This window comes from Planctomycetaceae bacterium, assembly GCA_041398785.1.
Classification (GTDB): Bacteria; Planctomycetota; Planctomycetia; order Planctomycetales; family Planctomycetaceae; genus JAWKUA01.
Genome location: JAWKUA010000019.1, coordinates 145,651 through 160,658, shown reverse-complemented (window position 1 = coordinate 160,658; position 15,008 = coordinate 145,651). Strand labels below are relative to the sequence as shown.

The window sequence follows — 15,008 nt, the reverse complement described above, 5'->3', positions numbered from 1 at the left end:
CTCCGCCGGGACCGACGTTCACGCTATTGTTATAGGTCTTGATGCCTGCGGTCATGCTGGTGGCGGACGATGAGGAATCGGTGTAGGCGTGCTTCGCGTTTCGCTCCGATGGCTGTCCGATCAGATATCCGACGTCGGCGGGATCCGCCCACGGCGTGGTTCCACCGGCGGAAGCGTCGTAGCCACCGAAGATCGTTCCTCCCGGATTGCGAACAGTCTGCGTATCGACGTCGACGTCAGTGCCTTCATTGTGAGGGCTGGTGACCATGTAGTGGAACTGTGCCGTCCCGTCGGCTTCATAGGTCTGGAAGTGTGTTCCCCGGCCCCTGCCTTCGGAATAGCTGACAGCGCCTTCATTGACGATGGCTGCCGCGCGAGTCGTCTGCCAGTCCATGCCGTCGAAAACGACAAGAAAGATGTACTTGCGCCCGGCTGCCGCAGCCGCGCGCTGAATGTCGGTGATGTTGGTCTGATCCATCCAGTCGGCCGAAGGATCGACCGTCCGTTCCGGAACGCGGCCATACATGCGCATGACCTTCACTTCATCGCGATACGGACTGTTGGCTCCGCGATAGGAATCCAGGTCGATTCCCTTGCCGGCGCCTCTTGTGCCAAACGTGTACACGGGAATCAGCCGGTTGGAATGTGTCTTCCACTGTGTGTACTTCGCCGGATCGGTGCCCCAGTGGCCGAATGCCGCGGTGCCCTGTTCGATGGCCTGTTTCTGCAGGTCACGCACGACATCGCCGGCGACCGCGGTGTTGTGTTCGGTCACTGTTCCGCATGTCACGAGGAACAGGATGATCGAACCGCAAAGCAGTCGCGCCGGGCGTTTCGAGAACGCATTGCCGCGGAATTGCCGATGGCCTGTCTTTCGTTGTCTGCACAGTGACGGTAACGGGCAGCGGCGAAAAGCGGACAGTTTCATGGGACGGCTCAGTTTCGGAAGTCACGGGCGGGCTGTTCAACACGCCGAAGAGGTATATCGCCCGATCCGGACGGCGTCGAGTTTCGCTCGCGATTTTCGCAGATGATTAACGCGGTCGTTGTTCGGCGGGAAAGCGTTCTTGCCAAACTTGAGCCGGCGGGAAGGCGCTTCGGCGGGAGTCTCGCCCTCACCGCGCGTCGGTCGCACTTCTGCATCCATCGATCGCCGAGTAACAGATCGCTACAGGCCGGGATCGGTGCGTTTCAGGTGCGCGCGGATCTCGCCGGTGACTTCCACCATCTTTGCCCGGTACGCATCGAGGTCCTGGATCGTCTGCTGCATCGCGTCATAGGCCGCCGGAGATTCGCCGCGGGTGTCTTTTTCGACCACCGCCAGATGCAGCAGGTGCAGTTCGCGATGCAGGGTTTCGTCCAGCAGCGGCACGATCGGGCGAACGTTGTGGCGCAGTTCCTTAACGATCGCTCGAATTTCTTCGCGTTCGTGGTTTCGTGTGGCGGCGTCGAGGTCGCGGCGACGCGATCGTGCCTGTCGTTTCGCGAGCTCCTCCTCGTTGACCAGGCGACCGAACGGCGGATCGACACGGCGCGTTCCGGCCATGGATTCTTCGGCTTTGGTCAGACGGTGTTTCAGCTTCGCGGAATTCGGAGACGCCTGCAGTCCCTTTGAAAACGCGTCAACGGCCGCCTTGAACTTGCTGGTGTCCATGTACAGGTTGCCCAGGTTCAGCCATGCCTCCGCCAGAGACGCATCCAGCTTGACGGCTTCGCGGTAGGCCGAAATCGCCATGTCCGGCTGCTGCATTCCCTTTTGAGCGATTCCCAGATTGTAGTAGGCCGAAGCGCAGTGGCGGTCTCGCTGAATGGCCTTCCTCAGAACTTCCGTCGCACGGCGGAAGTCACCCAGCACGTTGCAGACGGCTCCCAGATTGACCCAGCCTCCGGCGTACATCGGGTCGGCTCGGGTCAGTTTCTCGAACGCGGCCCGGGCATCTTCGTGGCTGCCGGCAAGGAAGTGAGTTGTGCCAAGGAGTTCCAGCAATTGCCGGTCACCGACGGTTTCGGTCAAAGCCGCCGTCAGAAACGCAACGGCCTCAGGATACTGCTTCGCACGGATCAGCTTACGAGCCTGTCGCAACGTGACGTTTTCTTTCGGATCGGACACCATCGTCCTCGGGCTCCCAGTGAATGTCGCCGACATTCGGCCGTTTTGACAGAACGCAGCGTCCTGCCGGTGAATGTTTCGCGGACGCCATCGGCCTGATCGTTTTTCCCCGCGATGCAACCCGCCGTTCGCGGTCGCAGTGCATCGCGCCGCTTGAACGTGGCTGCCGAGGTTTTGGAAATCGACGGGAACGTTCCGTCGCCGCACTCAGATTCTACCCAGGTTAACGCGATTGTAACGAGGGCAAAGTTTGCCAGCGGTTTTCGGGGTGTTCAAGCCGCATTTCCGCTGCGACCGATGCACGATGGAGACGATTTGGCCGGTGGTCCGGCTGACAACACCATTGCCCCTCGGGAAGAAGGCGCAGGTTCTGCATGTCGTTGATACGCACCGGATTCCTTGCGCTGGTCGTCGTGCTTCCCCTGACGGGCGGTTTCTGCCGCGCTGCTCCCGACAACGACGCAAGAATGTCGCCGCTGGTCCGGGCCGTGCAGTTGTGCCGCAAGTCGGTCGTCAATATCCACACGGAAAAGAACTCCGACGAAGACCGGGACTCCCGATTCTTCGCTTCGAAATCCCGCCGCGTCACTGGCATGGGAACGGGCATCGTCGTCGACGAACGCGGATACATCGTGACCAACTACCACGTTGTTCACGAAGTCGAGCAAATCACGGTTACGCTGCACGACGGAGAAACCTACGACGGCAGGGCCGTTTCATTCGACCGCAGCCATGACCTGGCTGTGATCCACATCGACGCGAAGCATCCCCTGACCGTGATGCCCATGGGCACGTCGTGCGACCTGATGCTGGCCGAACAGGTCTTTGCCGTCGGCAACGCGTTCGGCTACGAACACACCGTCACGGCCGGCATCATCAGCGCACTGTCGCGTGACGTGGAAGTGGACGAAACGCAGTCGTACAAGAATCTGATCCAGACTGACGCCAGCATCAATCCGGGAAACAGCGGCGGACCGCTGCTGAACATGAACGGTGAAGTCATCGGAATCAATGTCGCAATTCGCGCCGGAGCCCAGCGTATCGGATTTGCCATTCCGATCGATGACGCCCGCGTGACGATTGCCAGGCTGTTGAGTCCCGAGCGGCTCAACGGCGTGATTCACGGCGTCATCACATCCGACGTCAAGACGCCGGAATCCCGCAAGCTGGTTGTCGAACAGGTCATTTCCGGCAGCGCTGCCGAAAAGTGCGGTTTGAAACCAGGCGACGTTATTCGCTCCGCCCGAGATGTTGATGTTCAGGATTCCGCAGACTGGGAACGCGCACTGCTCGACATGCCCGCCGGAAAAGTCCTGGACGTCGCGGTTCTGCGCGACGGCACGGAAGTCAAGCTGCCATTCACCGTCGGAGTGGGAACCACCGTGCCGGTCGCCGCGATGGCTGCGACATCGACCCCCGCGCGAACGGTGGCTGCGTCGGAAACGACATCTGCACCTGCCAGAGCGACCGATCCGATTCTGGAATCCACCTGGAAGTTGTTCGGTATCCGACTTCAGGAACTCAGCGAACGTGAACAGCGGTCGCTCGACAGCCGCTACAAGGGCGGCATGAAGATTGTCTACGTGAAGTCCGGCGGACTGGCCTCGGTTCACGGCATCAAAAGCGGCGATATCCTGCTGGGGCTGGACGGCTACGAAACGCTTGGTGTCCGGAACCTGAGTTTCATTCTGCAGGAAGCCCGCCTGCGAAAGATGGACACGCTTTCGTTCCAGATTCTGCGAAGCGGCGCCGGAGCACTGATCGGCCGCATGAACCTGCGATCCGCGCAATAACCCGGATGACTCCCGCGATCCGCAATTCCTGACGTAAAGCATCTCCGAAACGGGCGTCAGCTGGAATCAGCGACATGTACACAGTACGGCGGGATTCCGATCCCGTCGCTGCAATTCGAATGGGTCGGAGTCCCGTCGTACAAACCCGTGAATAATCCGCAATAGCCCGAAGCAGCCAGCACGACGAAGCAACCGTTCGGGAAACCAGCGGCGTTCTGATTGGCCGACCCGCACGAACGCAGCGCCGGAGGTTCCGTATCGCCGCTTTCGGGCCGGCTATCGGAAATCCCGCGACGCCGATTCCAGCCTTGCCAGCATTTCCGACACGTCATCCAGCCGATCACAAACGACGTGAATGATGTCGCCTTCCCGCTGCAATCGGCCGGTGGCCAATAGCACGCTGGCAAAGCGAGCCGTCTGACGGAAGCGTTTCCAGACGCTCGGATAAATCACCAGGTTGGCGATACCGGTTTCGTCTTCGAGAGTCATGAACGTGATTCCGGCAGCCGTTTGAGGCCGCTGTCTCATCAGCACCAGCCCGGCAACTTTGACGCGGCGATCGGGTTCGTGTGCGAACAGTTCCGCGGCGCTGATCGCTCGCAGTTGCGTCAATTGTTCCCGCAGAAATTCGACGGGATGCTTCTTCAGTGAAAGGCCGGCTGCGGAATAGTCGGCCACGACGTCATCCTGCGGAGTCATTTCCGGAAGTTCAGGCTTCGCTTCGTCGGACGCCGGGCCTTCGAGTTCGTCGAACAGCGGCATTTGTTCCCGGGCGGGCAGCGCGTTCCAAAGCGCGTGGCGGCGCGGAACCGTGACCGACTGAAACGCGTCCGCTTTCGCCAACTGCTGCAGTACCGCGCGAGGAAGCTGTGTCCGGCGAGCGAACTCCTCGAACGACGAAAACGCTCCGCTTTCCGCGCGGATCTGTTCGATCAGCCGCGCATGTTCTTCTCGAAAACCGCGCAGCAGACGAAATCCAAGCCGCATGTCGAGCTGTTCGTCATGGTGCCCGAACGGCGGGTTCGTCGTCTGACTCGTTGAGGAATGCTGTGCTTCGTCGCACGGTTCCAGAGTGCAATTCCAGTCACTGAAGTTCACATCGATCGGTTTCATCTGGACGCCGTGGTCGCGCGCATCGCGCACCAGTTGCGCAGGAGCGTAGAATCCCATCGGCTGGCTGTTAATCAGCGCCGCACAAAAAACGGCCGGGTGGTATCGCTTCAGCCACGCGGACACGTAGACCAGCAGAGCAAAACTGGCGGCGTGAGATTCGGGAAAACCGTATTCCCCGAAACCGCTGATCTGTTTGAAAACTCGTTCCGCGAATTCGCTTTCGTAACCGCGGGCCAGCATTCCGTCGACCAGTTTCTGACGGAACGCTTCGATGACTCCGGTCTTCCGCCAGGCTCCCATCGCGCGGCGAAGCCGGTCGGCTTCTCCCGGAGTAAAGCCGGCAGCGACAATCGCCAGCCGCATCGCCTGTTCCTGAAAGATGGGGACTCCCAGAGTCTTGTGCAGCACGGATCGAACGGCCCGATTCGGGTAGTCGACGGGTTCTTCACCGGCGCGGCGTCGCAGGTACGGATGCACCATGTCTCCCTGGATCGGCCCCGGCCGCACAATCGCGACTTCGATCACAAGGTCATAGAAGCAATGCGGCCGAAGCCGCGGCAGCATGCTCATCTGAGCCCGGCTTTCGATCTGAAACACGCCCACCGTGTCGGCGGCGCTGATCATGTCGTACACGGCGGGATCTTCGGACGGCACACCGGCCAGCGTCAGTTCCCGGCCATGATGTTCGCGCACCATGTCAAAGCAGCGGCGAATGGCGGTCAGCATTCCCAGCGACAGACAGTCAACCTTCAGCAGTCCCAGCGCGTCCAGATCGTTCTTGTCCCACTGGATGACGGTGCGGTCGGCCATGGCCGCATTTTCGATCGGTACCAGTTCGCTAAGCGGCCCGCGCGACATCACCATGCCGCCGACGTGCTGCGACAGGTGACGGGGAAAACCCAGCAGGTGTTTGACAAGCTGCACCATTCTGCGGCCAAGCAGCGACGCGGGATCGATGCCGCCTTCCCGAATCCGGTCGGGCATGTGTTCGACGCGATCGACGTGTTCCATCTGAACCGCCAGCTTGTCGATGCGATCCTGAGACAGTCCCAGAGCCCGGCCGACGTCGCGAATCGCCGACCTTGGCCGGTACGTGATGACTTCCGCCGTCATGCCGGCTCGATCCCGACCGTAGCGATCGTACAGATACTGCAGCACTTCTTCGCGGCGTTCGTGTTCGAAGTCGACGTCGATGTCCGGAGCCTCGTCGCGTTCTTTGCTGACGAAGCGTTCGAACAACACATCGATGCGATCGGGATCGACGGACGTGACTCCGATGCAGTAGCACACCACAGAGTTCGCTGCTGAGCCGCGTCCCTGGCACAGGATGCCTCGTTCGCGAGCAAACCTCACCAGATCGTAGACCGTCAGGAAGTAAGCTTCGTACCGCAGTTCCCGGATGAGTGTCAGTTCGTGTTCCAGCAGGTCGCGGACCTTTTGTGGGATGCCGTTCGGATATCGGCCGCGGGCTCCCGTCCAGGCAAGGTTCGACAGGTGCTGGAACGGAGTCACGCCGTCGGGAGCCAGTTCCTCGGGATATTCGTACTTCAGTTCGTCGAGCGAGAAATGGCAGCGGTCCGCGATCTCGATCGTGCGTTCCAGCAGATCGGTCCGACCTCCGAACAGCGTCAGCAGTTCATTGGCGGACTTCAGGTGACGTTCGCCGTTGGGATGCAGTTCATATCCCAGCGACTGCAGCGTCTGAGTGCAGCGAATCGCGGTGACGACGTCATGCAGCGGTCGGCGTTCCTTTGAATGAAAGTGAACGTCGTTGGCCGCAGCGACGGGCAGCTTCAGTGACCTGCAGGTGTCCAGCCAGCGAGCGAGCCGGATGTGGTCATTCGGACCGTGGTGCAGTTCTGCCAGGGCATAGCAACGGTCGCCGAAAATTTGCCGCAGCGCTGCGAGTTGTGTCGCCGGAATATCGCAGTCGGCATCCGGCTGGAAGCGTCGTTCGTAGCGAAGCCGCGTTTCACAACTGAGCGGAACACAGCACAGCAGTCCTTCGGCGTGCAAGGCCACGTCGTCGAGTTTCAGGCGGCATTCGCCCTTCGGTGCCCGGCGCCGACCAACGGTGATCAATCGGGACAGTCGGCCATACGCGGCTCGATCGGTGGCGAGCAGCACCATTGCGGCGGAATCTTCCGGAACGATCTCCGCACCGACCAGCAGCTTCAGCTTCACGGCCTTCGCGGCGACGTGAGCCCGCACGATTCCCGCCAGCGTGTTTCGGTCCGTCACGGCCAGCGCGCGATTGCCGAGCGCTGCGGCGGTAGTCATCAGTTCGTCCGCGTGAGACGCGCCTTCCAGAAACGAATAATTCGTCCTGCAGTGAAGTTCGGCGTACGGAATCCCGGCCGGAACGCTCGGTGTCGGACTCGGCGTAACGAAAGCTCGCGTTCTGGCGGGAGGCTGTTCGGGCATGGGCGCAGGATAGCAGGTTGCCGGAGAGTTCTGGTCCTGTCGAACAGCAGCTACGCATTCGTTGTTTCCGCCGGTGTGGTCCACTTCAACAGCACGGGCAGCAGCACCAGTGTTCCGAACACTCCGGTCACCAGAGAAACGCTCATCAGCGCTCCGAAATAGACAAGCGGAATGAACCGCGACGCAGTCAGCACCAGGAATCCGGCGACCAGCGCCAGTTGCGCCAGCACGACGGCTCGGCCGGCGCTTCCGTGCGCGATGTGCAGAGCCTCAGTGATGCTGCTCTCCCGCCGGGCACGTTCAAACGCCGTGATGTAGTGAATCGTGGAATCGACGGTCAGTCCCATGGATACGCTGGCGATCATCGCCGTTCCGATATTTGTGGGGATTCCCAGCCAGCCGAGCGATCCCAGCAGCACGGCGACGGGAAAGATATTGGGCAGCAGCGAAATCAGGCCGATTCTCAGGCTGCGAAACGCAATCGTCATGCTGATCAGAATGCCGGTGCTCGCGCAGAGAAAGCTGTTGAGCTGGTCGGCGTTCAGGCTTTCAATCACTCGCGTCAGCAGAACGAACATTCCGGACGCGGTGTAGCCTGCCTCGCCTTCCGGCACATCAAAGAAGAAGTTTTCGACGGTGGTTTTGACTTCGTTAATCATTCGTTCCTTGGATTCAGACGGCTGCTGTTCGCGCGAACGGAGCACGATTCTCATGCGGTGCGTTTCGGGGTTGTAGAAGCTGCGGATCAGTTCCGGATACTGCCGCTTCATGCGTTCCAGAGTCCGCACGGGACCGAAGATCCGCGGCGGCAGGTCGGTGATGTCTGTCAGCGACAGAACCTGCAGCAGGCTTCGGTCCGGCGAGATCAGGCGAAGGCGCTCGGTCAGTTCTGAGATGTCTTCCAGGAACTCGTCGGTCAGTTCTTCCGGAGCGTCAAAGGCGACTTCCCAGCTTCCCGCCGGTCCCAGATGAGACTCCACAAATCGCAGCGATTGAACGATGGACGACGATTCGCGGAAGTTCCTGCTGAAATCGGTTTCGATGGTCAGCATGAAGATGCCGGGAACCGCCGCCCCGATGATCAGCAGACAGGCAAGTGCCGTGGAAATCGGATGGCGGTTCAGCGTTGAACACGTGACCGCCAGAATCCGGTCCAGCCAGCTTTCCAGCGGAACTCGCGGCGGAATTCTGACGTGCCGACCCGATGCCAGAGTGGCCGGCAGCACCGCGGCGCAGGCGACCAGCACGACAGCCGTCGCAAGGCACATCATCATGGCAAAGCTGCGAACGGGAGTAATCCGGCTGACGAACAGTGAACCAAATCCCACCGCCGTTGTTGCGCAGGTCCAGAAAACCGGCCAGCCGAGTTCCCGAAGTGTCTGAACAGCGATCATGATTCGCTGCGCTATGTCATCGCCGGGGGAACTGAGCCGCAGATCGCGATAATGGACGATCACATGCATCACGGTTGCGATGCCGATCACCGTCAGCAGCGAGTTCAGCATCGATCCCACCATGCTCAGTTGCAGGTTGCTGGCGTACAGCAAGGCACGCGTCGCCACCACGGATCCCAGGACCAGACCGACCGGCGCCAGCATCCACCGCAGGCTGCGAAACATCGTCAGCAGCACCGCCGACAGAATCACCAGCGACACGATGAACAACTGCCGCGAATCCTGTTCGACCATTTGAAACATGTCGAACACCTGGACGGGTTCGCCGGCGACGGCGGCTTCCGAACTGAAGTCCGCCGCGGTCTTTCGAATCCCGTCGAACATGGCTTCCCGTGCCGATCCGCCCTGCACCGCCGGATCCAGCACCAGGATGATTCCCGTGGTGTGGCCATCAGCGCCCACCAGCGTACCTTCAAACAGACGCAGCAGCGCTCGACGTGTGTTCCGGCTTCGGGGCGCGTCCTGCAGAAATCCGGCAAGGTGCCGCGTCTTTTCCGGCCTGACCCCTGGAATGGCGTTCAGACGACCGGCCAGCACACGAATCCGCTCCGCGGCGGCCTCTTCAAGTGTCGGTACCAGGTCAGGCATGTCCAGGATCTGTTCGAGCGACATGCCGGCTTCCGCGGCCTGACCTTCGAGAGCGAACAACTGCGGTTCGCTCCACGCGACGATCACGAATTCATCACTTCCGAAGTCTGCCTGGCTGCGTTTCAGGATTCGCACATCGGAATGATCGTCGGCGAAGAACGACTCGATACGCTGATCGAATGACAACCGTTCCGAAAACGGAATTGCCACCAGCACGGCGAGCGCGGCGATCGCCAGCAGCAGATTTCGGAACCGAATGATTGTCTTCATGAGATCGACGAATAGCGGATTGCCGCGGAATTCGCCAGTCCCGCCGTACCGCCCGCAGACTCCGGCCCGGCGTCCGGCGTCAGAGTGTAGCAACGCAGTGAATCCGCAGCGTCACGCCGGCACAGGGCCGTAAGGTAAATGCCGCATCGTTCGCGAGCCTGAGACCCGTTCGAACAGTGCGGCAAACCTGAACCTTCGAGCCTTCGTGACATGATCGATACTTAGAACCCGTAACAAAACCTCCGAGGCCGCGTTGTGACGACAGTAGTCGAGATGCAAGGAAGAATGACGAGGCGACAAATGTCGTCGAGGAGTGATGACGCCGCAGATCGGCTGCTGTCGTCGCAACCCTTCGGGACGTTTGTGGTTGCGTCTCAGGCGGCGGCGCTCGGCGTCGACGGGATGTCCCGTCTCCTTCTCACTTCTTGCCTGAAACCCAACCACAAACGTCGCGGCTCTCGCAGGTTTTGTTAGGGGTTCTTAGCGCCGGGCATGGGATTTGGATACCATGGATCGGTTCCCGTTCCGGCTCATCTCGTCCAGCGTGAGGTTCCCATGACTCGCTCTGAATCCCCGTATCCGGCTCCTTGTCAGCAGATGTCCCGACGCCGGGCGATCCGATCGGGATCACTGGCGGTCCCGGGGCTGACGCTGGCTTCCCTGCTTCAGTCGCAATCGGCAGGGGGAGTCCGCGATGCCGGACCGTCGTTCGGAAAAGCGAAGAACATCATCTTTCTGTATCTCGCCGGCGGCCCGCCGCAGCACGAAACGTTTGACCCCAAGCCGGAGGCCCCGGAGGGCATTCGCGGACCGTTCAAGCCGATCAGCACAAACATTCCCGGCATTCAGTTCTGCGAATTGCTGCCCCGCACGGCAGCGATCGCTGACAAACTGGCCGTGATTCGATCGGTGGCCACGGACGACAACGTTCATTCCTCCAGCGGTGCGTGGGTCTTGACGGGATCCAGGTACCGCGGCCCGAACGCACGCGTCATCAGCGAAACGGACTGGCCGTACTTCGGTTCGATCGTGAAGCGGCTGAAGCCCGCCGACCGCATTCCGGCTCTCAGTACCGTCTGGCTTCCCGACGTCTGCCGGCTGAACGAAAATGTGACTCCCGCCGGCCAGACCGCCGGGTTCATGGGATCGCAGTGGAATCCGGAACTGTTCATCGGCGATCCTTCGGCCGGGCGGTATGAAATCGAAAGTCTGAAGACGACCGATGTCACGCGGCCAAGAATGCATCTGCGGCAGGATCTTCTCGCCCAGTTGAATGCCCGCTTTGATCGCTCTGATCATTCCATTCAGGTCTACGACCAGTACCAGCAGCAGGCGTTTGATCTGCTGACGTCCGGCAGTGCCCGATCCGCTTTCAATGTCGGTGACGAACCGGACGACGTTCGAAATCGCTACGGTCGCAATCGGTGGGGTCAGTGTGTGCTGCTGGCTCGTCGACTGGTGGAAGCGGGAGTTCGCCTGGTTCATGTCCAGTGGCCGCGGGAACCGGGTGACAACGCCGTCGACAATCCGTTGTGGGACACTCACGCGCAGAACGCTGACCGAGTCGAGGACGTCCTGTGCCCGATGTTTGACGTTGGTTTCTCGGCACTGATTCGCGATCTTGACCAGCGGGGGCTGCTGGACGAAACGCTGGTCGTGGCGATCGGTGAGTTCGGTCGCACGCCGAAGATCAACGCCAACGGCGGGCGCGATCACTGGGGAGCGGTGTTCAGTTGCGTGCTGGCCGGTGCCGGGATCAGCGGCGGTCAGGTTTACGGTTCCAGCGATCGAGACGGTGCCTATCCGGAAACGAATCGTGTTGAGCCCGGTGACCTGACGGCATCGATGTTTCATCTGCTGGGAATGGATTACCAGTCGACGTTTCCGGACCGGCTTGGGCGCGAACACCGGCTGACCGACGGCGAACCTCTGTGGAAACTGCTGGGAGACGCTCCCGCGTCGACGGCTCGCGCGGTTTCCGGCGGCAGCGTGCTGAGAGTTCCCGATTACGACCCCGAACGCCATTTGCTGCAAACCGACTTTACCGGCGATGACCCGGTGCAGCCCGTCACCGCGGCAAGCCGTCCCAAGGGCTGGCGAGCGGGTCCGATGCTCGATGAAGGTACACCGCTTGGATTCACATTGGTGCCCGGCAAGTCTTCTGGCGAGACTCACGCGGCGCTGGGCATCGCAAATCGAAATTCGACGGGTACGCCACTGGAACTTGCGGGAACCGGACAGGCATTTGTCGCCCAGGAAGTCCGAAGCCCGTTTGCCGGAACCTATCGCCTGCAGGTGTCTGTTCGGCCGGATGCATCGTCGCCGGGTTTCTTCGACGCCGTGTTTCTTCGCCACTGCCGCTGCGAAATCACGTTCTTCCAATTCAACGATATCGCCAAACGCACCAGTGAACGCAGAACTTTGGCGTCTGTCGAAATCGTTCCAGTGCTTCCGGAAACGGACGACGCGTGGCAGGACATCGAAATTTCGAAGACATTCGTGAATCCTCAGGCCGGCGGAAATTTTTCCTTCGGTGCAGGAATGGGAATCGCGATCCAGATTTCGCAGAATTCCGACGCCACCGTCACCGTCCGCCCCGGCGAATTCGCCTGGCTGCGCGTGCGCGATGTGAAATTGTCGTTTGTCGGCAAAGAAGTGAACGACAAGGTCACAGTCTGACGACGACTCCCGGTATAGCGGAGCGGTGGCCGTTGAATCGGCGCTTGGTCGCGCTGACGCGGGGGAGCGTGGCTGCGTAACTCGCCTGCCGCGCGCGGAGAACGTGCACGCCGTTAACCCGGATTATTCACGGGTTTGTACGATGGGACTCCGATCCCGTCGAAATGCCGCAGCCGGATCGGAGTCCCGCCGTACAGCGTGCATTTCGCCGACTCGAAACGACCACCGTCTCCCGGACGCGTTACGTCAGGAAATCCTTCCCGCGAGAAAAATCCGGGTTAAGGTAAAGCGATGGAGGGTGTTTAACGGTGTGCCCTGGATCAGCGTGAGTGAATCTTCGCGAGCGCGGTCGTCACTTCCATTCGGATTTCTTCGTTGTCGTCGTGGGCCAGAGTTTCCAGTTGCGGCACAGCAGCTTCGGCGACAGATCCTGCAATGCCCAGAAATCGGATCGCCAGCAGCCGTACGGCGTCGTGCTCATGATCGAGCTGCTGCCGCAACTCAGTGACTGTCTGCGGTTCCACGTCGTAGGTCTCATAACGTTCCAGCGCCCGATTCAGGAAGCGGCTTTGTTCGGAGTCTGCCGCCAGCAGGATGATGTCGGGAAGAAAGATGTTGCCGCGACGGCCAAAACGCTGAATTCCTCGAGACGCCTGGCGGCGAACGTCGGATTCACTGTCGTGCAGGGCGGCCGCCAGGTAAGACCGCACCTGCGCCGGTTCCAGATCCAGGTTTCCGATCGTCCGGATGACGGCGGCACGGACTTCAACATCTTTGTCGTCGATCAGTTTGGTAAGTTTTTCAAACGCCGGGCGCGCCGCCGGGCCGAGTTCGCTTAGCGTCTGAGTCACGACGATTCGAAGTTGCGGATCCTGACTGTCCAGCAGCGACGTCAGCGCCGGAACGGCTTCTTCCGCGGCTCGACCGTGGCTGCCGATCATTTCCGCCGCGGCAATTCGAACGCTGCCGTCCGCACTTCGTAGCTTTTCGACAACGGCCGGCAGAGCCCGACGTCCCAGCGGGCCGGCTGAACGTATGGCGTCGATGGCTCGACGCTGCACGCGCGGATCGTCGTCGTCCAGCATTCCGCTCAGATCGTCCATCAGCGACGCGTCGCGAACGGCCGATTCGAACAGAATTCCAATGGCCTGTTCGCGAATCAACGGCGATTCGTCCCGCAGCTTTTCACGCACGGCCGGCACAGCTTCGCGCGCACGAGGTCCCAGATACCCGATCGCTGTCAGACACGCGGCCTGAACGTCACGATCCGAGTCACTGAGTCCTGCGGCCAGCGTCTGCACAGTCTCAGGCGCCAGCGGCAGAACCTGACCGAGTGCCAGTGCCGCTCCCTGCTTCACTCGCGGATCCGCATCGTTGAACGACGCAAGAAGCGGATCGACGGTCGGCCGACCGATCATCGCCAGCGCGCGGCCGATCTGGTCGATTCGACATTCCTTCCGTCGCAGCGCTTCGATGAGCGTCGAAGCGGATTCCGGACCGAGTCGCTGAATCAGAAACGCGGCATGCCACGTGACCCCGTCGTCGTCATCGGCCAGAAGTTCCGTGAGTTCCGGCCGCAGTTCGTCCAGCAGCGACCGGTCATCCACAAGTATGTTGACAACAGCAAGACGGACGGTTTCAGCAGGATGTCTGAGATTTTCCAGGAACAGCGGCTTTCGAACGTCGTCTGGAAGCTTCAATTGTCCGGCAGCCGTAATCGCCGCACTGCGCACGACAGGCTCGGAATCGTCAGCAGCCTTCAGAACTGCATCGATCGCATGTTTGTCCGATGTCGCCGTGATCCCGATGGAAGTCATTGCCGCCGCGCGTACCGCCGAGTCTGCGTGTGTCGACACCGCCGTCAGTTCAGCGACTGCTGCATCACCGATCTTTCCCAGAGCCTGAGACGCTTCCTGCCGAACGCGGTCTTCACTGTCGGCGAGTGCTCGGATCAGATCCGCAACCGCCGCGGCCGCCGGAGGACCGATGCGGCCCAGAGCCATCGCCGCTTCCGCGCGGACGTTGTCGGCTTCAGAAGTCAGTAACTCCCGAAGTCCGTTGACCGCCGGTTCACCGATCGCCGCCAGCGCCAGAGCCGCGCGATAATCCTGGTGCAATTCCTCGTTCTTCTTGCCCCCGTAGTCCGTGGAAAGCGTGTGAACCAGCGCGGGAACGGCGTCTGCGGCCGCCGGTCCCATGTCGGTAACTGTGTCGAATACGGCCAGACGAACCTGGCCGTCCTTTTCGCTGACCAGCAGTTCGCTCAACAGTGGAAGCAGTTGTTTCTGAATATCGGTGTCGGCAGATCGACTGTCGATCGCTGCCTGCCGTCGAACTGCCAGGTCGTCATCCTGCAGTCCGGCGCTGAGCTGTCCGAACGACGACGTCGCCGGTGGCTGTTCCGCCGATACGCGAAACGTTGTCAGGCAACTGAACGCTGCGATCGTCAGCGTGCGAAAATCACTGACGCAGTTGTTCGCGAAGCAAAGATGTTCATGAGCGAAACCGCCGTCAGGCAGTGATCGGGAAACAGATTGCAGCCGTCATCGATGAAAAGCCCGCCGACTGGACTGATGA

The 15,008-nt window shown here is 60.8% G+C and carries 8 protein-coding genes; 2 read left to right on the top strand and 6 right to left on the bottom strand.

Annotated elements, in window-relative coordinates:
* Together R3C19_20500 and R3C19_20495 are read right to left on the bottom strand one after the other, a co-directional pair.
* Window positions 1–790, bottom strand: a 790-nt coding sequence (locus R3C19_20500; protein ID MEZ6062732.1) for an alkaline phosphatase, incomplete at its 3' end; no start/stop codon positions are given.
* A 378-nt stretch (window positions 791–1,168) separates the two neighbouring features.
* A complete protein-coding gene (locus R3C19_20495) occupies window positions 1,169–2,113 on the bottom strand; it encodes a tetratricopeptide repeat protein (protein ID MEZ6062731.1) in 945 nt (314 codons plus the stop codon).
* 371 nt (window positions 2,114–2,484) lie between these two features.
* Here R3C19_20495 and R3C19_20490 point away from each other — a divergent pair, with 371 nt between their 5' ends.
* Entirely contained in the window at window positions 2,485–3,903 is a 1,419-nt protein-coding gene (locus tag R3C19_20490) for a trypsin-like peptidase domain-containing protein (protein ID MEZ6062730.1), read from the top strand.
* Window positions 3,904–4,179: 276 nt separating this feature from the next.
* Here R3C19_20490 and R3C19_20485 read toward each other — a convergent pair whose 3' ends face one another.
* Genes R3C19_20485 through R3C19_20475 form a run of 3 tightly spaced genes read right to left on the bottom strand, consistent with a single transcriptional unit; the run spans window position 4,180 to window position 9,964 of the window.
* Entirely contained in the window at window positions 4,180–7,440 is a 3,261-nt protein-coding gene (locus tag R3C19_20485) for an error-prone DNA polymerase (protein ID MEZ6062729.1), read from the bottom strand.
* Between the two features lie 50 nt (window positions 7,441–7,490).
* A complete protein-coding gene (locus R3C19_20480) occupies window positions 7,491–9,752 on the bottom strand; it encodes an MMPL family transporter (protein ID MEZ6062728.1) in 2,262 nt (753 codons plus the stop codon).
* Entirely contained in the window at window positions 9,749–9,964 is a 216-nt protein-coding gene (locus tag R3C19_20475; protein ID MEZ6062727.1) for a hypothetical protein, read from the bottom strand. The genes R3C19_20480 and R3C19_20475 overlap by 4 nt, the downstream gene beginning before the upstream one ends.
* A gap of 343 nt (window positions 9,965–10,307) precedes the next feature.
* Between R3C19_20475 and R3C19_20470 the strand changes: the two genes are divergently transcribed.
* Window positions 10,308–12,431, top strand: coding sequence for a DUF1501 domain-containing protein (locus R3C19_20470; GenBank protein ID MEZ6062726.1), 2,124 nt, complete (start codon window positions 10,308–10,310; stop codon window positions 12,429–12,431).
* A 320-nt stretch (window positions 12,432–12,751) separates the two neighbouring features.
* Here the strand turns inward: R3C19_20470 and R3C19_20465 are convergent, their stop codons facing one another.
* Window positions 12,752–14,698 carry a HEAT repeat domain-containing protein gene (locus R3C19_20465; protein ID MEZ6062725.1) on the bottom strand — a complete coding sequence of 649 codons (1,947 nt, stop codon included), beginning with the start codon at window positions 14,696–14,698 and terminating at the stop codon, window positions 12,752–12,754.
* Window positions 14,699–15,008 lie beyond the last annotated feature (310 nt).

Bases quoted from the DNA above. Each gene is read 5' to 3' on its own strand.
- R3C19_20495 (MEZ6062731.1), bottom strand. From the start codon at position 2,113: ATGGTGTCCGATCCGAAAGAAAACGTCACGTTGCGACAGGCTCGTAAG.
- R3C19_20490 (MEZ6062730.1), top strand. From the start codon at position 2,485: ATGTCGTTGATACGCACCGGATTCCTTGCGCTGGTCGTCGTGCTTCCC.
- R3C19_20485 (MEZ6062729.1), bottom strand. From the start codon at position 7,440: ATGCCCGAACAGCCTCCCGCCAGAACGCGAGCTTTCGTTACGCCGAGT.
- R3C19_20480 (MEZ6062728.1), bottom strand. From the start codon at position 9,752: ATGAAGACAATCATTCGGTTCCGAAATCTGCTGCTGGCGATCGCCGCG.
- R3C19_20475 (MEZ6062727.1), bottom strand. From the start codon at position 9,964: ATGTCACGAAGGCTCGAAGGTTCAGGTTTGCCGCACTGTTCGAACGGG.
- R3C19_20470 (MEZ6062726.1), top strand. From the start codon at position 10,308: ATGACTCGCTCTGAATCCCCGTATCCGGCTCCTTGTCAGCAGATGTCC.